The 20,395-nt window shown below is 74.6% G+C and carries 19 protein-coding genes; 14 read left to right on the top strand and 5 right to left on the bottom strand.

Features of this window, described 5'->3' with window-relative positions; genetic code table 11:
• Window positions 1–95: 95 nt before the first annotated feature.
• The 3 genes from ACIOFR_RS04180 to ACIOFR_RS04170 all read right to left on the bottom strand — a co-directional run bounded on the left by ACIOFR_RS04180 (window position 96) and on the right by ACIOFR_RS04170 (window position 2,719).
• Entirely contained in the window at window positions 96–611 is a 516-nt protein-coding gene (locus tag ACIOFR_RS04180; protein ID WP_400992270.1) for a hypothetical protein, read from the bottom strand.
• A gap of 120 nt (window positions 612–731) precedes the next feature.
• Window positions 732–2,087 (bottom strand): ABC transporter substrate-binding protein, encoded by a 1,356-nt coding sequence (locus ACIOFR_RS04175; protein WP_400992811.1) that lies wholly within the window; start codon window positions 2,085–2,087, stop codon window positions 732–734.
• The gene (locus ACIOFR_RS04170) at window positions 2,084–2,719 is read right to left on the bottom strand and encodes a hypothetical protein (protein ID WP_400992269.1); all 636 of its coding nucleotides are present in this window, start codon (window positions 2,717–2,719) and stop codon (window positions 2,084–2,086) included. Before ACIOFR_RS04170 ends, ACIOFR_RS04175 begins: the two co-directional genes overlap by 4 nt.
• Before the next feature lie 204 nt (window positions 2,720–2,923).
• Between ACIOFR_RS04170 and ACIOFR_RS04165 the strand changes: the two genes are divergently transcribed.
• The 4 genes from ACIOFR_RS04165 to ACIOFR_RS04150 are packed head-to-tail and all read left to right on the top strand — an operon-like array spanning window position 2,924 to window position 6,695.
• Entirely contained in the window at window positions 2,924–3,397 is a 474-nt protein-coding gene (locus ACIOFR_RS04165) for a hypothetical protein (protein WP_400992267.1), read from the top strand.
• Window positions 3,398–3,400: 3 nt separating this feature from the next.
• Entirely contained in the window at window positions 3,401–5,305 is a 1,905-nt protein-coding gene (locus ACIOFR_RS04160) for an ABC transporter permease (RefSeq protein WP_400992266.1), read from the top strand.
• Window positions 5,302–6,051: an ABC transporter ATP-binding protein gene (locus ACIOFR_RS04155; RefSeq protein ID WP_400992265.1), complete on the top strand. Its 750-nt coding sequence runs from the start codon at window positions 5,302–5,304 to the stop codon at window positions 6,049–6,051. Before ACIOFR_RS04160 ends, ACIOFR_RS04155 begins: the two co-directional genes overlap by 4 nt.
• The gene (locus tag ACIOFR_RS04150) at window positions 6,048–6,695 is read left to right on the top strand and encodes an ATP-binding cassette domain-containing protein (protein ID WP_400992264.1); all 648 of its coding nucleotides are present in this window, start codon (window positions 6,048–6,050) and stop codon (window positions 6,693–6,695) included. Before ACIOFR_RS04155 ends, ACIOFR_RS04150 begins: the two co-directional genes overlap by 4 nt.
• A gap of 53 nt (window positions 6,696–6,748) precedes the next feature.
• Here the strand turns inward: ACIOFR_RS04150 and ACIOFR_RS04145 are convergent, their stop codons facing one another.
• Complete coding sequence (locus tag ACIOFR_RS04145; RefSeq protein WP_400992262.1) at window positions 6,749–8,215, bottom strand: carboxyl transferase domain-containing protein; 1,467 nt, start codon at window positions 8,213–8,215, stop codon at window positions 6,749–6,751.
• 527 nt (window positions 8,216–8,742) lie between these two features.
• Here ACIOFR_RS04145 and efeO point away from each other — a divergent pair.
• The 9 genes from efeO (at window position 8,743) to ACIOFR_RS04100 (ending at window position 19,423) form a co-directional block, all read left to right on the top strand.
• Window positions 8,743–9,879, top strand: coding sequence for an iron uptake system protein EfeO (efeO, locus tag ACIOFR_RS04140; RefSeq protein ID WP_400992260.1), 1,137 nt, complete (start codon window positions 8,743–8,745; stop codon window positions 9,877–9,879).
• An 87-nt stretch (window positions 9,880–9,966) separates the two neighbouring features.
• Entirely contained in the window at window positions 9,967–11,265 is a 1,299-nt protein-coding gene (efeB, locus tag ACIOFR_RS04135; RefSeq protein ID WP_400992259.1) for an iron uptake transporter deferrochelatase/peroxidase subunit, read from the top strand.
• Window positions 11,266–11,299: 34 nt separating this feature from the next.
• The gene (efeU, locus tag ACIOFR_RS04130) at window positions 11,300–12,142 is read left to right on the top strand and encodes an iron uptake transporter permease EfeU (protein WP_400992257.1); all 843 of its coding nucleotides are present in this window, start codon (window positions 11,300–11,302) and stop codon (window positions 12,140–12,142) included.
• Window positions 12,143–12,415: 273 nt separating this feature from the next.
• A complete protein-coding gene (locus ACIOFR_RS04125; RefSeq protein ID WP_400992256.1) occupies window positions 12,416–14,122 on the top strand; it encodes an amino acid adenylation domain-containing protein in 1,707 nt (568 codons plus the stop codon).
• Entirely contained in the window at window positions 14,112–14,330 is a 219-nt protein-coding gene (locus ACIOFR_RS04120) for a phosphopantetheine-binding protein (RefSeq protein ID WP_400992254.1), read from the top strand. Before ACIOFR_RS04125 ends, ACIOFR_RS04120 begins: the two co-directional genes overlap by 11 nt.
• The gene (locus ACIOFR_RS04115) at window positions 14,330–15,664 is read left to right on the top strand and encodes a flavin monoamine oxidase family protein (protein ID WP_400992252.1); all 1,335 of its coding nucleotides are present in this window, start codon (window positions 14,330–14,332) and stop codon (window positions 15,662–15,664) included. Before ACIOFR_RS04120 ends, ACIOFR_RS04115 begins: the two co-directional genes overlap by 1 nt.
• A 52-nt stretch (window positions 15,665–15,716) precedes the next feature.
• The gene (locus ACIOFR_RS04110; RefSeq protein WP_400992250.1) at window positions 15,717–17,441 is read left to right on the top strand and encodes a class I adenylate-forming enzyme family protein; all 1,725 of its coding nucleotides are present in this window, start codon (window positions 15,717–15,719) and stop codon (window positions 17,439–17,441) included.
• On the top strand, window positions 17,438–18,823 hold the full coding sequence (locus tag ACIOFR_RS04105; RefSeq protein WP_400992249.1) for a KamA family radical SAM protein: 1,386 nt from the start codon (window positions 17,438–17,440) through the stop codon (window positions 18,821–18,823). The genes ACIOFR_RS04110 and ACIOFR_RS04105 overlap by 4 nt, the downstream gene beginning before the upstream one ends.
• Window positions 18,824–18,826: 3 nt before the next feature.
• On the top strand, window positions 18,827–19,423 hold the full coding sequence (locus ACIOFR_RS04100) for a TIGR03086 family metal-binding protein (RefSeq protein ID WP_400992248.1): 597 nt from the start codon (window positions 18,827–18,829) through the stop codon (window positions 19,421–19,423).
• 54 nt (window positions 19,424–19,477) lie between these two features.
• On the opposite strand, the gene paaI is transcribed toward ACIOFR_RS04100, so the two are convergent.
• Complete coding sequence (gene paaI, locus ACIOFR_RS04095) at window positions 19,478–19,915, bottom strand: hydroxyphenylacetyl-CoA thioesterase PaaI (protein WP_400992810.1); 438 nt, start codon at window positions 19,913–19,915, stop codon at window positions 19,478–19,480.
• Window positions 19,916–20,134: 219 nt separating this feature from the next.
• On the opposite strand from paaI, the gene ACIOFR_RS04090 reads away from it, so the two are divergent.
• Window positions 20,135–20,296 (top strand): hypothetical protein, encoded by a 162-nt coding sequence (locus ACIOFR_RS04090; protein ID WP_400992246.1) that lies wholly within the window; start codon window positions 20,135–20,137, stop codon window positions 20,294–20,296.
• Window positions 20,297–20,395: the final 99 nt, after the last annotated feature.

Below are 20,395 nucleotides of genomic sequence, written 5' to 3'. Positions count from 1 at the left end.
TTTCCGAGGCGGCCGGTGTCCGCCGGCCGCCGATCGAGTCCGGCGTCATGCTATGGCTTGCCGGACGGCGGCCGGACGGCGTGGTCGTCCGTCGGTCAGGCCTGCCAGTGCGGCTTGCCGCTGACCATGCGGCAGGTGAGCATCCGGCCGTTGGCGTCGTGGGTGCTGCGGCCGAGGTCGGCGTCGCGGCAGAACTGTCCGGCCTTGTAGCAGTTGCCCGCGTTGGAGACGATCTCGCAGCCGCCGGCCGGGGCGGGGTCGCTGGGCGGTTCGGCGGTCCTGGTGGTGGTCTTGGGCGTCGGCGCCTTGGTGGTGGGCCGGGCGGCGGCCGGGGTGGTGACGGCGGGTGCGGCGGGCGGCGGGGTGGTGGCCTCGGGGGTCGGGGTGGGGCTCGGGGACGGCGTCGGTGACGGTGACGGCGACGGGGACTCGGAGGGTGACGGCGAGGGTGACGGCGAGGGGGATGCCGCGGCGCTGGACGGGGCGGCCGCCGGGGTGACGGCGGTGGAACCGGCGTCCGGGTCGCAGCCGGTCAGGGCGAAGGCGGCGGCCAGGACGAGGCCGGAGAGGGCGGCGAGGCGCCGGTGGCCCGCGCGGATGTCTGAGGGCATGGGTGTGGAAGGCTCCGTTCCGGCAGGGGTGGGCAGGCCGGTGAGTCAACCAGAGCCGCGCCGTCGTGTTCACGCTTCCGGCACGGAACTCCCATACGTTGGCAAACCGATACCGTTCCGTCACGGTCGGTAGGGGAGCTGCGGGACGTCGTAGCAGGCGCTCGCCAGGTCGGCGACCTGGGTGACCCAGCCGCCGCGGCCGTCGAAGGCGTCGTCCTGCCAGCGGGCGGCGTTCAGACAGGCGAGGGTCGGGCCGGTGGGCCGGGGCTGCGGGGTGAAGTCGGTGGGCACCAGCAGCCCGTGCGCGTCGTACGGTTCGGTGCGGTTCATGAACCGTCCGACGCAGGCCCGGGTCAGCGCGGTGCCGCAGGAGTCCATCGCGTCGGTCAGCCAGCGGGCGGCCGCCCAGCCCTCCAGCTCCCACGCGGAGAGCTGGTCCTCGCGCTCCGGGTAGTAGCGGGCCATCGCCGCGCGGAACTCGGCGACCGAGGGGTGCCCGGTGTCCTCGTAGTTGCGGGACTCCGAGGTGGCCCACAGGTTGTTGCGGCAGTTCGGGGAGTCCTTGTAGTCGGTGCGCACCGCCTCGGACCAGTTCTGCACGTTGGTGACCTTGGCCGTCAGCCGTACCCCGGCCGCGTCCAGGGCCTGGCAGAGCGCGGCGTTGCCCCGGCTGTCCATGGCATCGAAGACCAGCTGGGTGCCGTCGGCCTTCAGCGCCGCGGCGACCGTCTGGAAGCCCGGCAGCGCGAGGTCCACGCTCTGGCTCAGCACCCGGTACCCCTCGGCCCGCAGCCCCTCCTCCAACTGCCGGGCGTAGCGGGCGGAGTCGGCCTGGTTGTAGGAGACCACCGCGGCGCTGCGGGCGCCCAGCCGCTCCTTGAAGAAGCGGTAGATCTCGGTGGACTGGTACAGCACGCCGTCCCAGCCGACCGAGCGGCCGTCCCGCGGCGCCGCGGAGCCGTAGATGCTGTACAGGTGCGGCCAGCGGTCGTACGCCGTGCCGATGGGCTGGCCGCCCACGTCGGGCACCTGCCGCGCGTCGACGTAGGGGGCGCCCGCGTAGTCCAGCACGCTCCCGGCGACCAGGGCGAACACCTTCTCCTGGTCGACCAGCCGGTGGACGCAGTCCCGGTTGCCGAGGCCGCTCCCACCGTCGTCGCAGGTCAGCACCCGCACCGTGCGCCCGTGCAGGCCGCCCCGGTCGGCGAGGGCGCGGAAGAAGGCGAGGGCGCCGAAGCGCGGGCCGGCGAACGCCTCGCCGCCGACCGGACTGGTCAACGAGGTGATGATGCCGACCCGGACCTCCTGCGCCGTCACCCCGGTGTCGGTGGCGAGGTCCGGCCCGCGCCCCCCGGTGCCGAACGCGCTCTCCGGCAGCCGGCTGCCGCAGGCCGTCGCCAGGAGGAGCAGCAGCGCGAGGGCGGCGGCCGCCGGGCGCCGCCGCCCGACCGCCGCCGCCCGACCGGTACGGCTCAGCTGCACCCGGGCACCGGCGAGGTGTTCCCGGAGAGGGCGACCAGGCCGCACAGGGTGGAGGTGGAGACCTTCCAGGTGCCGTTCTCCAGGACGGCCTGGCCGGTGGCCTCGGGCTGGACGACCGCGCCGTCCAGGGACAGCGAGTACGTCACCGTGGCGTTGGTCGACGAGGTGAAGTCCACCTTGCTCACCTGGGCCTTCACCTGGCCGACCCGCGGGTCGGCGGCGAAGCCCTGGAGCACCGGGACGAGCTGTTCGCCGTTCTGCAGCAGCGCCGCCTTGTCGGCGAGCGCCGTTCCCGGGTCGAAGAACTTCTCCCAGGTGGCGGTCACCTGGGTGGTGGCCCCGGCCACGTCGGCGGGCAGGCTGCCGGAGGGGGACGGCGACACCTCGATGGACACCGAGGCGGAGGCGGGCGCCGAGATCGACACGGACACCTCGGGGCTGCCGCTGGAGCCGCCGCTCGAACTGCTGCTGCTGCAGCCCGCCGCCAGCAGGACGGCGAGTGCGGCGCCGGTCAGCCGGACGGCCGCACCCGTCCGTGGCGTCCGGGCGTTCGGCCCGCCGCCGTCCGGGTGGGGCCGCGGGCCGGGGGCGACTGCGGGCCGGTGGTCCGTGTGCCTGGTGCGCATTGCTCTCTCACCGCGTTCTTCCCGACCTGAGGGCCCGTCCACCCCGCAGGCCCCGGTCGCTCGGTTGGCTGTCCGGCCGATCGGTCCGGACTGCGGCGTGATGTGCCGCACGGGACACTATGAGGGACGATCTCCGGACAAAACGCAATATGACGGTCGTACGACGCACATCGGATGCTCCAGTACCGCCCCGGGAAAGGTCCCATGACGCACTCGTACCTGCGGACCGCCGCCCGAACGCTGCGCGACCGCCCCGGCTGGCCGGTCCTCGTCGCCGGACTCCTGCTCTGCCTGCTCGGCTGGTACGGCGTGTCCGGCGAGAACCTCGCCGCCCGCCAACTGCCCTACCTCGCCTCCGGCACCGCACCCGGCGCCGCCCTCCTCACGGCCGGCGCCGTCCTGCTCGGCCGCCGCCGCTCCGGACAGCCGTCCGACGGCCCCACCGACCGCCGGGTGGACCAGCTCTACGCCCTGCTCACCGCCGAGGCCGCCGAGGCCGCGGCACCGGCCGACGGACCCCCGCTCGCCGTCCCGCAGGGCACGCTGTACCACCGCCCCGGCTGCCCGCTGGTGGCCGGCAAACCGCAGGCCGCCCGGGTCGGGCCGGCGGTCGTCCGCGAGCGCGGCCTCACCCCCTGCCCGGTCTGCGACCCCGAGCCGCCCGCCACGGACGGCTGACCGGTGGCCGACACCCTCGGACTCACCCTCGACCTCCTGCTCGCCGGGCTCGCCGTCGGCAGCGCCGCCGCGCTCAGCGGCGTCGGACTGATCGTCACCTACCGGGCCACCGGCGTCCTCAACCTCGCCCAGGGCGCCCAGGCCATGCTCATCGCCTACCTGCTGCGCGAACTCGTCGTGGTCCGGCACTGGCCGCTCGGCCTCGCCGCCGTCTGCTGCCTGCTGGTGGTCGCGCCCGCCCTCGGCGTCCTGCTGGAACTGGCGGTCTTCCGCCCCCTGCAACGGCGCGGCGCCGGCCCCGCCGAGACCCTGGTCGCCGCCGTCGGCGTGTTCGTCCTGCTGATCGGCGCCGCCGTCCTGATCTGGGGCACCACCCCGTTCGGCGACGCGCCCGCCCTCGCCCCCGCCACCGTGCTCGCCCGCCCCGGCGGGCATCCGCTGCGCCTGGACACCCTCGCCCAGCTCGCCGGCGTCCTGCTGCTCACCGGCACCGTCGCCCTGGTCACCCGGCACACCGGCCTCGGCGTCCGGCTGCGCGCCGTCGTCGACAACCGGCGGCTGGCCGCTCTCGCCGGCATCGACGCCGACCGGGTGTCGGCCGGCGGCTGGGCCTTCGGCTCCTTCACCGCCGGGCTGGTCGGCGTGCTGCTCGCCCCGTACCTGCTGCTCGACCCGTACGGGCTGCCGCTGCTCGTCCTGGAGACCATGGCGGTGGCCGTCGCCGCCCGGCTGCGCAGCCTGCCCGTCGCGGTCGCCACCGGTCTCGTCCTCGGCGTCCTGCAGAGCGAGTTCACCCGCTGGCGCCCGCCCGGCCAACTCCTCCCGCTGGCCCAGGCGATGCAGGCCAACCTGTTCGTGGTGGCGCTGCTGGCCGCCGCCCTGCTGCCGTGGCGCGGCGCGCTCGGCGCCGACCGCGGCATCCCCGTCCCGCGCCGCGGCAGCGCGCCCGCGGGCGCCAAGGCCGCCTGCCTGCTCCTGCTGCTGCTGCCCCTCTGGTTCCGCGCCGACGACCTGCGGCACGCCCTCGCCGTGCCCGCGCTCGCCCTGGTGCTGCTCTCCACCGTCGTGGTCACCGGCTACGGCGGGCAGGTCTCGCTCGGCCAGGCCGGGTACGCGGGCATCGGCGGCCTCGGCACCGCCCTGCTGCTCTCCGGCCGGGTGCCCGGCCTGCCGGCCCTGCCCGCGGTGCCCGCGCTGCTGCTCGCGGTCGCCGCCGCCGTCCCGTTCGGCCTGCTCACCGGCTGGCCCGCGATCCGCCGCCGCGGCCTCGCGCTCGCCCTGACCACCCTCGCCGTCGGCACCGCGCTCAGCCGCCTGGTCTTCGAGCAGCCGTACGCCACCAGCGGCCTGGACCTCGCGGGCGGGGCCGTGCTGCCCGGCGGCGACCGGGCCCTGTACGTGCTGGAACTGGTCCTGCTCGGCGCCGCCCTGCTGCTCGTGCGCAACCTGCACCGGGGCCGCCTCGGCCGCGCCCTGACCGCGCTCGCCGACCACCAGGCCGCCGCCTCCGCCGCCGGGGTCGACGTGCCCCGGCTCAAGCTGCTGCTCTTCATGGCCGGCGCCGGTGTCGCCGCCCTCGGCGGCGCCCTGACCACCCTGGCCGGCCAGTCCTTCGACCCGAACGCCTACGACCCCGTCCGCGGGCTGCTCTGGTTCGCCGCCGCCGTGGTCGCCGGGGTGGACAGCGCGGCCGGCGCGGTCGCCGCGGCCGCCGCGCTCACCGCCCTCGACACGCTGGCCGGCGTCGGCGTCTCCGCCGTCGTGGTCGGCGCCGGGGCGGTCGCGATCGGCCGCCTGCCCGGCGGCCTGGCCGGGCTCGCCCGCGCCCGCCGCGCCGCACCCGCGCGCACGCTCACCCCGCTCGGCCGGCGGATCCGGGCCCGGCTGCCGGACGGCGGCCCCCGGTGACCGCCGGACTGACCGCCGCCGGCCTGGTGCGGCGGTTCGGCGGGGCGACCGCCGTCGACGGCGTCGGCCTCGCCGTGCCGCCCGGCCGGATCACCGCCGTCGTCGGCCCCAACGGCGCCGGCAAGAGCACCCTGTTCGACTGCCTCGGCGGCGCCGCCCGGGCCGACGAGGGCCGGGTCCTGCTGGACGGCCGCGACATCACCCGCCTGCCCGACCACGCCCGGGCCCGGCTCGGCCTCGCCCGCACCTTCCAGCAGCCCGCCGTCTTCCCCGGCCTGACCGTCGCCGAGAACGTCCGGGTCGGCGCCGAACAGCGCACCGGAGGCGGCGTCCGCGGTCTCCTCGGCCTCCCCGCGCCCGGCCGGAACGCCGCCCGCGGCGCCACCCGCGGAGCCCTGCGCCTCCTGGGCCTGGACGCCGTCGCCGACCGGCCCGCCGCCGACCTCCCCGCCGGCGCGCTGCGCCTGCTCGAACTCGCCCGGGCCCTGGCCGCCGACCCCCGGGTCCTGCTCCTCGACGAACCCACCGCCGGCCTCGACACCGACCAGACCGGCCACCTCGCCACCGTCCTGCGCGCCCTCGCGGCCGACGGCCTGGCCGTCCTGCTGGTCGAGCACGACGCCGAACTCGTCGCCGAACTCGCCGACACCGTCTACGTCCTGGCCGCCGGACGGATCGTGACCTCCGGCCCCGCCCGGGCCGTGCTCGCCGACCCCCGGGTCACCTGCCTGTGGGGCACCGCGTGAACGCCGGGGCCGAACTGCGCGGCGTCCGGGTCCGCTACGGCCTGCTGGAGGCCCTGCACGGCATCGACCTGGCCTGCCCGGCCGGCCGGGTCACCGTGCTGCTCGGCCGCAACGGTTCGGGCCGCAGCACCGTGCTGCACACCCTGGCCGGCTCGGTCCGCCCGGCGGCCGGCCGGGTGTACTGCCAGGGCCGGGACGTCACCGGCCTGGACCCGCACCGCAGGGCGCGGCTGGGCACCGCCCTGGTCCCGTCCGACCAGGCCGTTTTCGAGTCCCTCACGGTCGCCGAACAGCTCGCCCTCGGCGGACCCGGTCCCGCCGACGCGGGCTTCCCCGAACTGGCCCCGCTGCTCCACCGGCGCGCCGGCACCCTCTCCGGCGGCCAGCAGCAACTGGTCGCCCTCGGCCGCGCCCTGCTCGCCCGCCCCCGCCTCCTGCTGCTGGACGAACCCGGCCGCGGCCTGGCCCCCGCCGTCCTGCTGCGCCTGCACCACACCGTCCTCGACCTCGCCGCCGAGGGCCGCACCGTCGTCCTCGCCGAACAGACCCTCCCCCGGGTGCTCGACCACCCGGGCGTCGTGGTGCACCTCCTGCGCCGCGGCCGCGTCGCCTTCACCGGCGAGCCCGCCGAACTCCCACGGTGACGGTCCGGCCCGAGAGCCACCGGAGGCACCGGAGAGCCTCAACCGCCGTGCCGCTACCGCGCGGAGCCGAGCCGGCGGTGACGGCGGGCGCGGGCCGCGAGGAGCTCGGCGGCCGGGACGGCGGTCAGGTCGGTGAGGGCGGCGGCCACGGCGTGGCCGACGCGGGCGCAGAAGGCGGCGGGTTCCTCGGCGGCGTCCGGGAGTTCGGCGACCACCTCGTCGACCAGGCCGACGGCGGCCAGGTCGGTGGCGCCGATGCCCTGGGAGCGGGCCAGGTCGGCGGCGTGGTCCCCGTCGCGGTGGACGATCGCCGAGGCGCCCTCCGGCGGCAGCGGGGCGAGCCACGCGTGCTCGGCCGCCAGCACCCGGTCGGCGGGCAGCAGCGCGAGCGCGCCGCCGCCGGAGCCCTGACCCAGCAGGACGGCGAGGACGGGCGTGCGCAGCGCCACCAGGGTGGTCAGGCAGCGGGCGATCTCGATCGCGATGCCGTCCAGCTCGGCGGCGGCGGAGAGTTCGGCGCCCGCGGTGTCCACCAGCGTCACCAGCGGCAGCCCGAGTTGCTCCGCCGTCCGCGCGGAGCGCCGTACCAGCCGGAGGTCGGCCGCCGTGAACGGCCTTGCGGCGGCGCCGTCCTGGCGCTGCTGACCGACCACCACGGCGGGCCGGCCGTCGAACCTGACCAGGGCCCGGACCAGCGCGCCCGCGCCGTCCGGCGACAGCAGGCCCTCGGCGGCGCCGTCCAGGAGCTGCCGGGCGCCGGGGCGGTCCGGGCGGCGGGTGCGGCGGACGGCGTCCCACGGGTCCGGGGCCTCGGCCCGGGGCGTGGGCACCGGCGGTACGGGCCCGGTGCCCGGCGGCCGGGCCAGGACGTCCAGGGCCTGCCGGAGCACGTCCCGCAGCCGCTCCAGCGGCACCACGGCGTCCAGCAGCCCGCGGGCGGCCAGCGTCTCGGCGAGCTGGACGTCCGCCGGGAGCGGTTCGCCGCGCAACTGTTCGTAGACCCGGGGGCCGAGGAAGCCGAGCCGGGCGCCCGGTTCGGCGAGCACCAGGTGACCGAGCGTGCCCCAGGAGGCGAAGACCCCGCCCATCGTGGGGTTGCGCAGGTAGGTGAGGTACGGCAGGCCGGCGGCCTGGTGGGCCTGGACGGCGGCGGTGACCCGCACCATGCACAGGAACGCCGCGGCGCCCTCCTGCATCCGCGTGCCGCCGGAGACCGGCAGGGCGATCAGCGGCAGGCGTTCGGCGGTGGCCCGTTCGACGGCCCGGGTGATCCGTTCCGCCGTGGCGACGCCGATCGAGCCGCCGAGGAACGCGAACTCCGAGGCCACCAGGGCCACCGGACGTCCCGCCAGCAGGGCCCGGCCGGTGGTGACGGCCTCGTCCAGGCCGCCGGCCCGTTCGCGGGCCCGGGCGAGCGCGGCCCGGTAGGCGGGGTCGTCCGGGGGTGCGTCGAGCGGCTCGTCCCAGCAGACGAAGCTGCCCGCGTCCACGATCAGCCCGATCAGCTCTCGCGCTCCCACCGTGCCTCCTTCACCGAACCCGAACCCGCAACCCGCGCCTGAACCCGCGCCTGAACCCGCGCCCGTACCCGCAACCCGAACCCGGGCTCGTACCCGCACCCGCACCCGCACCTCGGGCTCCCGCCCGGGCCCGGAGGCCGTCCGCCGCGCCAACCCTAGGGGCGCGGCGGCCCCCCGGGCTGTGACGCCGGTCGCAGCGCGCTGGGGCCGGGGTGGACCTGCCGCCGCGCACCCACCGTCCCGTGGCGCACCGTCATGCGGCTTGGGTGGCACAAAGGTTGGGCACGGGGCGGGAGTTCGGTGGTACGCGGGGCGCGCTGCGCGGCGCCCGCCGGGCCGTGCCGCACCGGGCCACGAATTGGTAAAAACCCCGGCCGATGGCCGGGGGCGGTGTGGACGGCGCGTTGAGCTGCTTCTAAGGTATGCCTCAGCTAACTGGACGACCGGGGGGTCGAGCACCGGGCCCGGTCGTCCTTTTTGCTGCCCTGTGCATGTCAAGCCTGTCGACCCTCGCCAGTGGAGTTCTCATGTCAGCCCGTCGTTCCGCCGCCGTCACGCTGCTCTCGATCGCCGTGGTCGGCGCAGCCCTGGCCGGCTGCTCGAAGAAGGATGACGCGGCCTCCTCGGACGCGATCCAGGTGAACGCCTCCGACACGGCCTGCGAGCTGTCGAAGACCACCTTCCCGAGCGGTCAGGTCAAGCTGTCCGTGCACAACAAGGGTTCCAAGTCGACCGAGGTCTACGTCTACGCCGCCGGCGACAAGATCGTGACCGAGCGCGAGAACATCGGCCCGGGCACCCACGTCGACATCTCGGCGGAGATCAAGGCGGGCAGCTACGAGGTGGCCTGCAAGCCGGGCATGACCGGCGACGGCATCCGCCAGAAGATCACCGTGACCGGTGACGGCGGCGCCACGGCCAAGGCCGACAGCCGTCTCCAGGACGCCGTCGCGGCGTACCACAAGTACGCGCAGGAGCAGGCCGACGCGACGATCCCGGTGGTGGAGCAGTTCGCCGCCGCGGTCAACGCCGGTGACATCGAGAAGGCCAAGGGCCTGTTCGCCGCCTCGCGCGTCGGCTGGGAGCGCACCGAGCCGGTCGCCGAGAGCTTCGGCGACGTCGACCCGAAGACCGACACCCGCGAGGACGGCCTGGAGCCCGGCCAGGAGTGGACCGGCTGGCACAAGCTGGAGAAGTCCCTCTGGGCGGACAACACCATCACCGACGCCGACAAGAAGCTCGCCGACCAGCTGGTCGCCGACCTGAAGGACTGGCAGAAGAAGATCCCGGAGGCGGAGATCACCGCCACCAGCATGGCGAACGGCGCCAAGGAGCTGCTGGACGAGGTCGCCACCGGCAAGGTCACCGGCGAGGAGGACCGCTACAGCCACACCGACCTCTCCGACTTCGCCGCCAACGTCGAGGGCGCGAAGAAGGCGTACGACCTGCTGAAGCCGGTCGCGGCCGAGAAGGACGCCGAGCTGGCGAAGACCCTGGACGGCGAGTTCGCCGCGATCCAGACCCTGCTGGCCAAGTACAAGCAGGGCGAGACCTACACCTCGTACGACAAGGTCACCGCGGCCGAGCGCAAGACCTTCGCGGACGCGGTGAACGCGCTGGCCGAGCCGCTGTCCAAGCTCGCCGCGTCGGTCGTCGTCAACTGATCCCTCCCCGCCAGCTACCCTGCCGTGGCGGCCTCCGGGCCGTCACGGCAGCCGTGCCCCCACCCCCTCTGCGCGAAGGACCCCGTCATGAACACCGAAGCCACCGGAGACCGTGAGCCCGGGCAGGCCGCCGCGCCGAGCGGTGAGCCGCAGGGATCGGTGAGCCGGCGTGCCGTCATCGGCTGGGCCGGCGCCGGGGTGGCGCTGGGCGCCGTCGCCGCCGGTTCGGTGGCCGTCGCCGCGAACACGGGCGGTGACCCGGCCCCGGCCCCGGCGCAGGCCGCCGACATCCCGTTCTACGGCGAGCACCAGGCCGGCATCGCGACGGCGGTCCAGGACCGCCTGCACTTCGCGGCGTTCGACGTGGTCACGACCAACCGTGACGCGCTGGTGAAGATGCTCAAGGAGTGGACCAAGGCCGCCGCGGCGATGACCGGCGGCCGCGAGGTCGGCACCGGGGCGACCGGGCTGGCCGAGGCGCCGCCGGACGACACCGGCGAGGCGCTCGGCCTGCCGTCCTCGCGGCTGACGCTGACCGTCGGGTTCGGCCCGGGCCTGTTCCAGAAGGACGGCGTGGACCGCTTCGGCCTGGGGGCCCGGCGCCCCGAGGCCCTGATCGACCTGCCCAAGTTCCCGCACGACAACCTGGACCCGAACCGCAGCGGCGGCGACATCTGCGTGCAGGCGTGCGCCGACGACCCGCAGGTGGCGGTGCACGCGATCCGCAACCTGGCCCGGATCGGCATGGGCGTGGTCAACGTCCGCTGGTCCCAGCTCGGCTTCGGCAAGACCTCCTCGACCACCCCGGACGCGCAGACCCCGCGCAACCTGATGGGGTTCAAGGACGGCACCCACAACATCTCCGGCACGGACGCCGACGCGCTCGGCCAGCACGTCTGGGTGGCCGGCGGCGAGGGCCCGGAGTGGATGACCGGCGGCTCGTACCTGGTGGCGCGCCGGATCCGGATGCACATCGAGACCTGGGACCGCACCCCGCTCAAGGAGCAGGAGGACATCTTCGGGCGCACCAAGCGCGAGGGTGCCCCGTTCGGCAGGCAGAAGGAGCGGGACACCCCGGACCTGAAGGCGATGCCCGCCGACTCCCACGTGCGCCTGGCGCACCCGGACAGCAACGACGGCCTGATGATCCTGCGCCGCGGCTTCTCCTTCACGGACGGCACGGACGGTCTGGGCCGGCTGGAGGCGGGGCTGTTCTTCCTCGCGTACCAGCGCGACACCCGCAAGGCGTTCGTACCGCTCCAGCAGCGGCTGGCGGGGTCCGACGCGCTGAACGAGTACATCCAGCACGTCGGTTCGGCGCACTTCGCCTGCCCGCCCGGAATCCGCAAGCCCGGCGAGTGGTGGGGCCAGGCCCTGTTCGGCTGAGCCCCGCCCCGTACAACCCCCCGAGGAGAGCGCCGTGTTCGGCAACTACCTGATCGGCCTGCGCGAGGGCCTCGAAGCCAGCCTCGTCGTGTGCATCCTGATCGCCTACCTGGTCAAGACCGGCCGCCGGGACCGGCTGGTCCCGGTCTGGACCGGCATCGCCGCGGCGGTGCTGCTCAGCATGGCCTTCGGCGCGGTGCTGCAGTACGGCTCGACCCAGATGACCTTCGAGGCGCAGGAGGCCCTGGGCGGCTCGCTGTCGATCATCGCGGTCGGCCTGGTCACCTGGATGGTCTTCTGGATGCGCCGCACCGCCCGGCACCTGAAGAGCGAGCTGCACGGCAAGCTGGACGCGGCCCTCGCCATGGGCACCTTCGCGCTGGTGAGCACCGCCTTCCTGGCGGTGGGCCGGGAGGGTCTGGAGACCGCGCTGTTCATCTGGACGGCCGTCCAGGCCACCAGTGACGGCGTCCGCCCGTTGGTCGGCGCGCTGCTGGGCCTGCTCACCTCGGTGGTGCTGGGCTGGCTGTTCTACCGCGGTGCGGTGCGGATCAACCTGGCGAAGTTCTTCACCTGGACCGGCGCGATGCTGGTGGTCGTCGCGGCCGGCGTGCTGGCGTACGGCGTGCACGACCTCCAGGAGGCCGGCTGGCTGCCGGGCCTGCACTCGCTGGCCTTCGACATCAGCTCCACCATCCCCAAGGACAGCTGGTACGGCACCCTGCTCAAGGGCGTGCTGAACTTCCAGCCCGACCCTTCGGTGCTCCAGGTGGCGGTCTGGGTGGCGTATCTGGCACCCACCCTGTTCCTCTTCCTGCGGGCCGCCGGCAGCCCCGGGCCGCGCCCGGCCGCCCCGGTCGGGTCGGCCGCCGCCTGACCCCACCGCCCGTCCGAGCGCCCCGTCCCCGGTTCCGGGGGCGGGGCGCTCCGCTGTGCGGAACCGTCACGGTGGCACGGCGGATTGCCGGGTGTACCCGCTGTATCCGCTGTATCCGCTGTATCCGGAAACGCCGTATTCACCCGGGACTTTGCCTCCGCCGCCCCGGACGCGGCACCGGACCTGCGGAGGTGACGTAGTGTCAGAGAGCGGCGCCGGACCGTTCTCGAATTCGCCCACCACCCTTGCGCCGCAGGTGAATTCAGGCGTGGATTGGCAACTTGCAACCCGTTGTGGACGCCCCATCCCGCCGGTACAGTCCATGAATTGCCGGGCGCATTGGCGCCTTGTGCGGAGGCTGGGGGAGCGGTCATTTTAGGGACTCGTGGTGTCGGTCCGGTTGCCCTGGACCTTATTGACGCGTTCACGCAAATTGTCGAGAGCCATTCCGGGCGGACGGCGGTGGTCCACAATGGGCGCCCGCTGAGCTATCGGCGGCTCAACGAGCTGGTCCAGGAGTCGGCCCTGCGGCTGGGGCGCCGGCCCGGGGTGGTCGGTGTCCGAACTTCCCGCTGTCCCGGTGTGGTGGCGCAGCTGCTCGGGGTGCTGGCGGCGGACGGCACGTACTGCCCGATCGACCCGGCCTTTCCGGCCGACCGGCAACGGGCGATGGTCGCCGCGGCGGGCTGCCGGAGCGTGGTCGATGCAGAATCGATCCTGCCCGGAAAACCAGGGGTCGAGCCGGTGGACTTCTCCGACCTGCTCGCGCCGGCCGATCCGGGCGCCCCAAGCACCCCGGATGCCCCGGACGTCCCGGACGTCCTGGAAAGGCCGGCTTACCTGCTCTTCACCTCCGGCTCCACCGGCAACCCGAAACCCGTCGCCACCCCGCGCGCGGCGATCGCCACCGTCGTCCACGCCCTCCGCGAGCTGTTCGACCTGCGCCCGACCGACCGGGTGCTGCAGTTCTCCTCGCTCAACTGGGACACCTGCTTCGAGGAGATCCTCCCCGCCCTCACCGCCGGCGCCTCGCTGGTCTTCGACGACGACGCCCACACCGGCTCCTTCCCGCGCTTCCTGCGGATGGTCGAGCGCGAGCGGATCACCGTGCTGGACCTGCCGACCGCGTACTGGCACGAACTGGTCCGCCACCTGACCGAGGACGGGCTCGCACTGCCGCCCTCCGTCCGGCTGGTGGTGATCGGCGGCGAGGCCGCGAGCCCGGCCCGGCTGGCCGACTGGTGCGAGCTGGCCACCTCCGGCATCCGGCTGGTGAACACGTACGGCAGCACCGAGACCACCCTCATCACGCACGCCGTCGACCTGCACGGCCCGCGGGCCGCCCGCTTCGAGCGGCCCTGGCGCGACAGCGTCCGGGTGCCGATCGGCCTGCCGCTGCCGCACGTGCTCGAACGCATCGGCCCGGACGGCGAGTTGATGATCGGCGGTCCCGCCCTCGCGCGGGGCTACCACGGCCTCCCGGAGGCTACCGCGGCCAGGTTCGGCACCGGCGAGGAGCGCTGGTTCCGGACCGGCGACCGGGTCGAGCGCGCACCCGACGGGATGCTGCTGCACCACGGCCGGCTCGACAACGAGCTGAAGGTGCGCGGCATCCGGGTCGATCCGGCCGAGGTCGAGGCCCATCTGCTCGCACACCCCGGGGTCGAGGCGGCGGCGGTCGCCGGTGTCACCCTGGCCGGCCGCACCGTGCTGGTCGCCTACGTCGTCCCGGACCGGCGCACCGACCCCGGCGCCCTGGACACCGCCCTGCGCGGCCACCTGACGGCCCGGCTGCCGGGCCACCTGGTGCCCGGACGGATCAGGGTCGTGCCCCGGCTCGTCCACACCGCCAGCGGCAAGATCGACCGGGCGGGCTCGCACCGCCACTACGAGCAGCAACAACAACGGCAACAGCCGCTGCCCCCGCAGCACGCCACCCGGAACGCACCCCTGGTCGAGGAGGCCATCGATGGGCGTTGACACGGTAATCGCGATCTTCTCCCGGGTCCTGGAGACCGACGGGATCGCCGCGGACTCGGACTTCTTCGCGCTCGGCGGCGACTCGCTGATCGCCACCCGGGTGCTCAGCGCGGTCGCCCGGGAGTCCGGCGCCGAGCTGACCTTCGAGGACTTCCTGGCCGCCCCGACCCCCGCCGCGCTCGTCACGAGGGTCGCAGGTGCGCTCTGATGCGGGTGGTCGTGGTCGGAGCCGGCCTGGCCGGGCTCACCGCCGCCGCGGCCTTGGCGTCCGGCGGCGCCGACGTCACCGTCCTGGAGGCCCGTGACCGGGTCGGCGGCCGGATCCGCGGGGTCGAGGTCGCGCCCGGCAGCTGGGTGGACGCCGGCGCCGCCTACCTGGGCGAACGGCACACCGGGCTGCTCGCGCTGATCGAGGAGTACGGGCTGAAGACCGCCCCGACCGAGCTGGTCGGGGACAGCCGCTTCGCGCTCGGCGCCGCCGCCGACGGCACCCGGCCCGGGCGCTTCCCCCCGCTGAACGCCGTCGCCCTCGGCGGGATGTTCGACCTGCTCGACGAACTCACCGCCGCCGTACGCGTGGACGCGCCCTGGCTCACCCCGGACGCCGCCCGGCTGGACACCCTCACCGCGGCCGACTGGGCCGAGCGGCACCTCACCCACCCGGACGCCCGGCTGTTCTTCCCGCTGTTCCTCGGCGAGATGATGGCGGCCGACCCGGCCGAGGTGTCCGTGCTGCACATGGCCTTCTACCTCCGCTCCGGCGGCGGCGTCCGCTACCTCAACGCCTTCGAGGGCGGCGCCCAGCAGGACCGGGTGGCCGGCGGCGCGCACCTGCTCTGCGAGCGGATCGCCGAGCGGCTGGGCGACCGGGTGCGGCTCTCGGCCCCCGTCCGGGCGGTCCACCAGGATCCGGCGGGCGTCACCGTGCACTCCGCGGGCGGGTCCGTCCGCGCCGACGCGGCCGTCCTCGCACTGCCGCCGCTGATCGCCGACGCGATCGAGCACCGCCCGGCGCTCGCCGCGCCCCGCAGCAGCACGCGGACGGCCCGCGGCTGCGCCGTCAAGGTGCAGCTGGTGTACCCGGAGCCGTACTGGCGCGCGCACGGCCTGTCCGGCTGGTCGGTGAACGCCGAGGGCCCGCTGCTGTCGACCGTCGACGACTCGCCGCCGGACGGCGGGGCGGGCGTGCTCACCGGTTTCGTCACCGGCGCCGAGGCACACCGCTTCGCCGCGCTCACGCCCGAGCGGCAGCGCGCGGAGGCCGTCGCCCAGGCCGGCCGGCTGTTCCCGCAGCTGCCGCCGCCGCTCGCCTGCCACGTCACCGACTGGGTCAACGAGGAGTACAGCCGGGGCTGTTACGCGGCACTGCTCGGACCGGGCGACTGGACCGAGCTCGGCCCGCGGCTGGCCGTCCCGCACGGCCGGGTGCACTGGGCCGGCACCGAGACCGGTACCGAGTTCTTCGGCCTGATGGAGGGCGCCGTCCGCTCCGGCCGCCGGGTGGCGGCCGAGCTCCTGGCGCCGTCGAGCGCCCGTCCCTGAATCCGTACCTGCACCGAACTCCGGCAAGCCCCCGTACTGTTGGGAGATCACGATGCACGAAACCAGCTCGATAGCCCCGCTCGCCGCCCGGCAGCAGCTGATGGACGACCCCGACCTGGGTGCCGGCAACTTCCTGGACCGCGCCCTCGCGGTCAACCCGAACCGGGCCGTCCCGTTCGCCTTCAGCCACCACACCGACCACCGCGGCCAGGTGGTGCTGCGCGGCCACAGCCTGCTCGACCTGGCCGCGCTGCGGGACCGGTACGCCAAGTGGTACCGGGCGAACGGCGTGCGGCCCGGCGAACCGGTGGGCATCGTGGTCGCCGAGGGCCTCGAACCGCTGCTGCACTTCCTGGCGCTCACCGCGCTCGGCGCGGTGCCCGCCCTGATCAACGACGCGATGCGGCCGGACGTCATGGTCCGCTACCTCGACCACGTCGGCGTGGTCGGCATCGTCGCCGACGACCCGACCCGGCTGGCCGCCGCCTACCGGGCCGACCCGCAGCGCCGCCCCCGGTTCATCGCGCTGGCCGCCGAGGTCCAGGCGTTCGACGCGGAGGCCGCCGCCCTGCCGGAGGAGTACCCGTACCGGCACGCCGCTGACGACGTGGTGGCGCTGATCCACTCCTCCGGCACCACCGGCACCCCGAAGTCGACGATGCTCGCGCACCGCCAGTTCTGGGACGGCAAGCAGCCCCGGATGGTGCGCTTCCCCGCGGAGCCGTACGACCGGCTGATGTCGCTGATGCCGCACACCCACGCGGGCGGCCTGAGCTACTTCCTCACCGCGACCCTGCTGGGCCTGCCGACCGTGGTGATGGGCGACTGGCGGCGGGCCGTCGTGGAGCCGGTGATGGCGGCGTTCCGGCCGACCATGGTGGCCTCCTTCCCGCGCACCTTCGTCGAGCTGGCCACCGGGGAGCTCCCGGTCGCCGCGGCGGCCACGGTGCACTCCTGGTTCAACACCGGGGACTCCGCGCACTACGGGCACATCCGGCGGCTCGTGCAGCTCGGCGAGCGGCCGGCCGGGCTGATCAGGCCCTGGCTGCTGCCGCAGGAGCGGGCCGAGCAACCGGCCCTGCCCGGCTCGCAGTTCGTCGACGGGCTCGGCTCCTCCGAGATGGGCATGGCGCTGTTCGGCCAGGTCACCACGCCGGAGAGCGAGCGCGACGACCGCTGCGTCGGCAAGCCGCTGGAGGTGGTGTTGAAGGCCGCCGTGCTGGCGGAGGACGGCACCGAACTGCCGGACGGCGAGGTCGGCCTGCTCGGTGTCGTCACCCCCTCCCGCACCCCCGGCTACTGGAACAACCCCCGGCTGACCAGCAGCTTCGAGCTGGCGGGCTACTGGCTCACCGGGGACGTGGCCCGCCGGGACGCCGAGGGCCGGTTCTACCACCTGGACCGGACCGTCGACGTGATCGACACCGTGGACGGCCCGCTGTACAGCCTGCCGGTCGAGGAGGTGCTGCTCGCCGACTGCGCCGACCTGGTGCGGGACTGCTCGGTGGTCGGCGTCCCCGGCCCGGACGGATCGGGTCAACTGCCCATCGCGGTGGTGCAGTTGCAGGCCGAGGCGGAGGGTGTCGACGCGGCGGCCGTCCGGGCGGCGGCCGGCAAGGCGCTCGCCGCGGCCGGCCTGCCCGCCCTCGCCGCGGTGCGCATCGCCCGCGAGGGCGTCGACTTCCCGCTCGGCCCCACCGGCAAGGTCCTCAAGCGCGAGCTGCGGACCAGGTTCGCCACCCTGTTCGCCGGCGCTCCGGACAGCCCGGACCGATGAACGACCACACCGCCCGGCAGCCGTACCAGTACGTCCGGACGCCGCTGGCCGAGCCGGACTGGCGCCGGCTGCCGGGCTGGCGCGACGTCACCGACGCCCAGTGGCGCGACGCCCAGTGGCAGCGGGCGCACTGCGTCAAGAACCCCGCGCAGCTGCGGGCCGTCGTCGGCGACCTGCTGACCGACCCGTTCTACGAGGAACTGGCCGTCGACCGCCGCCGGTTCGCCACCATGTCGATGCTGGTCCCGCCGCAGATGCTGAACACCGTGGCGCCCACCGCCCGGACCGAACCGCGGGCCTTCACCGAGGCGTTTTTGGCCGACCCGCTCCGGCGGTACCTGCTGCCGGTGCGGTCCGACCGCGACCCGCACTGGCCCAGCCACCCGCTGGCCGAGCGGGACTCGCTGCACGAGGCCGAGATGTGGGTGGTGGAGGGGCTCACCCACCGCTACCCCACCAAGGTGCTGGCGGAACTGGTGTCCACCTGCCCGCAGTACTGCGGCCACTGCACCCGGATGGACCTGGTCGGCAACTCGACCCCGCAGGTCACCAAGGCCCGGCTGGTCCTGCGGCCGGCCGACCGCCAGGAGCAGATGCTCGACTACCTCAAGCGGATGCCGCACGTCCGGGACGTGGTGGTCTCCGGCGGCGATGTCGCCAACGTGCCCTGGCGGCAGCTGGAGGGCTTCCTGATGCGGCTGCTGGAGCTCTCCTCGGTCCGCGACGTCCGGCTCGCCACGAAGGCGCTGGTCGGCCTGCCGCAGCACTGGCTGCAGCCCGAGGTCGTCGCGGGGATGGCCCGGGTGGCCTCGGTCGCGGCCCGTCGGGGCGTCAACCTGGCCGTGCACACCCACGCCAACCACGTCGGCTCGGTGACCCCGCTGGTGGCCGAGGCGGCCCGGGCGCTGCTGGACGCCGGGGTGCGCGACGTCCGCAACCAGGGCGTGCTGATGCGCGGGGTGAACGCCACGGTGCGGGACCTGCTCGACCTCTGCTTCGCGCTCCAGGGCGAGGCCGGCATCCTGCCGTACTACTTCTACCTCTGCGACATGATCCCCAACGCCGAGCACTGGCGGGTCGCCGTCCACGAGGCGCAGCGGCTCCAGGAGGGGATCATGGGCTACCTGCCCGGCTACGCCACCCCCCGGATCGTCAACGACGTGCCCGACGTGGGCAAGCGCTGGGTGCACCAGGTGGTGGACTACGACCGCGAGCGGGGCATCTCGTACTGGACGAAGAACTACCGCACCGAGCCCGAGGCCCGGGCCGCCACCGGCGCGGACGACGCGCTGGAGCGCCGGTACCCGAGCTACGACCCGATCTCCACCCTCCCCGAGTCCGGCCGCCGCTGGTGGGCGCAGCGGTACGGCAGAAAGGCCTGAGCGATGCTCGAACTCCACCGGCTGGCGCTGGGGCACAGCGTCCGCGCCGTCGACGCCGTCCGTGACGACCAGTGGGAGCTGCCGACCCCCTGCGCCCAGTGGGACCTGCGGCAGCTGGTGGAGCACATGACCGCCGAGAACCTCGGGTTCGCGGCGGCGGCCGCGGGGGAGCGGGCGGACCGGAGCCCGTGGGAGTTCCACGCCTCCGGGGCCGGCCTGGCGGCCGACTACCGGGCGTCGGCGGCCCGGGTGGTCGCCGCCTTCGGCGAACCCGGTGTGCTGGAGCGGGAGTTCTGGCTGCCCCGGATCAAGGACACGGTGACGTTCCCGGCCCGGCAGGCGGTCTCCTTCCATCTGCTGGACTACCTGGTGCACAGCTGGGACGTCGCGGCGGCGCTCGGGCGGCCGGTCGACTTCGAGCCCGAACTGGTGCGGGCGGTCGCCGTGATCGCGCAGCGGGAGGTGCCGGACGGGCCGCGCCGGTTGCGGCCGGGCGCCGGGTTCCGTCCGCCGGCCGCGGTGCCGGTGGACGCGACCGAGCTGGACCGGCTGCTGGCGGCGCTCGGGCGCGCGCCCCGCTGGCCGCGGCGGTCCGACTGAGCGGGGTGCGGGCGGGCCTGCGGGCAGGTGGGTGCGGTCCGGTTCCGGTTCCGGTCAGCCGGGGCGCAACTCCCCGGAGAGCATCACGCTCTGGCCGCGGAACTCCGCGACCACCGTGCCGTCGGCCTGCCGGACGGTGACGTCGTAGACCCCGTGCCGCCCGGCGCGGGTGCGCTCCACGGCCTCGGCGGTCAGCTCGTCCCCGACGGCGGCCGGCCGCAGGAAGCTGACCTGCGCGCCCTGGGCGACGGTGACCGGTCCGTGGGTGTTGCAGGCGAACGAGAACGCGGCGTCGGCCAGCAGGAAGACGAAGCCGCCGTGTGCGATGCCGTGCCCGTTGGCCATGGTGTCGGTCAGCCGGAGCCGGACGACGGCCCGGCCCGGTCCGACGTCGCCGAGCGAGATGCCCAGGGCGCGGCAGGTCGGGTCCCGGTCGTACAGGGCCTTGGCCCGCGAGACGCTCAGGGCGAGCGGGTCGCCGTCCGTGCTCATGGTCACCTGCGCTCTCGCTCGGTCCGTCCCGGGCGGGAGCCCGACCGCATTAGATCGGCATCGGCCGGGGCTGTCAACGACCGCGGGCCGTGAACTCCGTTGGTATTCGGTGGATTGGACGGTGCGTCACCGCCCGGAGGATTTGTTGTTGAGGTCATGCCATTAAGTGGAACGCATTCGTTTATCGGGCGTTGAGGGCGCCGTCCTAGTCTCCCCGTCATGCCTCTTTCCCACCCCGCGCCCGAACAGCTCACCGACTACGACGCGGTCAACTTCCAGACCCTGATCACCCGGCTCACCGCTTCGTTGGCGGCCGATCGGGCGGCGGCCACGGAAGGCGCCCAGGAATCGACGAAAATAGCCGTGGACACGTCACAATGACCCGCTCAGGCGAGTGACCTTTCCGGCATATCGAACGTGTGTCGGCAATGTACTGGTCATCTCCATGACTTTCCCCCACCATCTCCCATGGCGCACCGC

This window comes from Kitasatospora sp. NPDC088346, from assembly GCF_044740765.1.
GTDB lineage: Bacteria > Actinomycetota > Actinomycetes > Streptomycetales > Streptomycetaceae > Kitasatospora.
The sequence above is the reverse complement of the archived record's forward strand: the minus strand, read 5'-3'. Positions and strand labels throughout refer to the sequence as shown.

Bases quoted from the DNA above. Each gene is read 5' to 3' on its own strand.
- ACIOFR_RS04120 (WP_400992254.1), top strand. From the start codon at position 14,112: ATGGGCGTTGACACGGTAATCGCGATCTTCTCCCGGGTCCTGGAGACC.
- ACIOFR_RS04180 (WP_400992270.1), bottom strand. From the start codon at position 611: ATGCCCTCAGACATCCGCGCGGGCCACCGGCGCCTCGCCGCCCTCTCC.
- paaI (WP_400992810.1), bottom strand. From the start codon at position 19,915: ATGAGCACGGACGGCGACCCGCTCGCCCTGAGCGTCTCGCGGGCCAAG.
- ACIOFR_RS04115 (WP_400992252.1), top strand. From the start codon at position 14,330: ATGCGGGTGGTCGTGGTCGGAGCCGGCCTGGCCGGGCTCACCGCCGCC.
- ACIOFR_RS04100 (WP_400992248.1), top strand. From the start codon at position 18,827: ATGCTCGAACTCCACCGGCTGGCGCTGGGGCACAGCGTCCGCGCCGTC.
- ACIOFR_RS04090 (WP_400992246.1), top strand. From the start codon at position 20,135: ATGCCTCTTTCCCACCCCGCGCCCGAACAGCTCACCGACTACGACGCG.
- ACIOFR_RS04165 (WP_400992267.1), top strand. From the start codon at position 2,924: ATGACGCACTCGTACCTGCGGACCGCCGCCCGAACGCTGCGCGACCGC.
- ACIOFR_RS04170 (WP_400992269.1), bottom strand. From the start codon at position 2,719: ATGCGCACCAGGCACACGGACCACCGGCCCGCAGTCGCCCCCGGCCCG.
- efeO (WP_400992260.1), top strand. From the start codon at position 8,743: ATGTCAGCCCGTCGTTCCGCCGCCGTCACGCTGCTCTCGATCGCCGTG.
- efeB (WP_400992259.1), top strand. From the start codon at position 9,967: ATGAACACCGAAGCCACCGGAGACCGTGAGCCCGGGCAGGCCGCCGCG.
- ACIOFR_RS04105 (WP_400992249.1), top strand. From the start codon at position 17,438: ATGAACGACCACACCGCCCGGCAGCCGTACCAGTACGTCCGGACGCCG.
- ACIOFR_RS04110 (WP_400992250.1), top strand. From the start codon at position 15,717: ATGCACGAAACCAGCTCGATAGCCCCGCTCGCCGCCCGGCAGCAGCTG.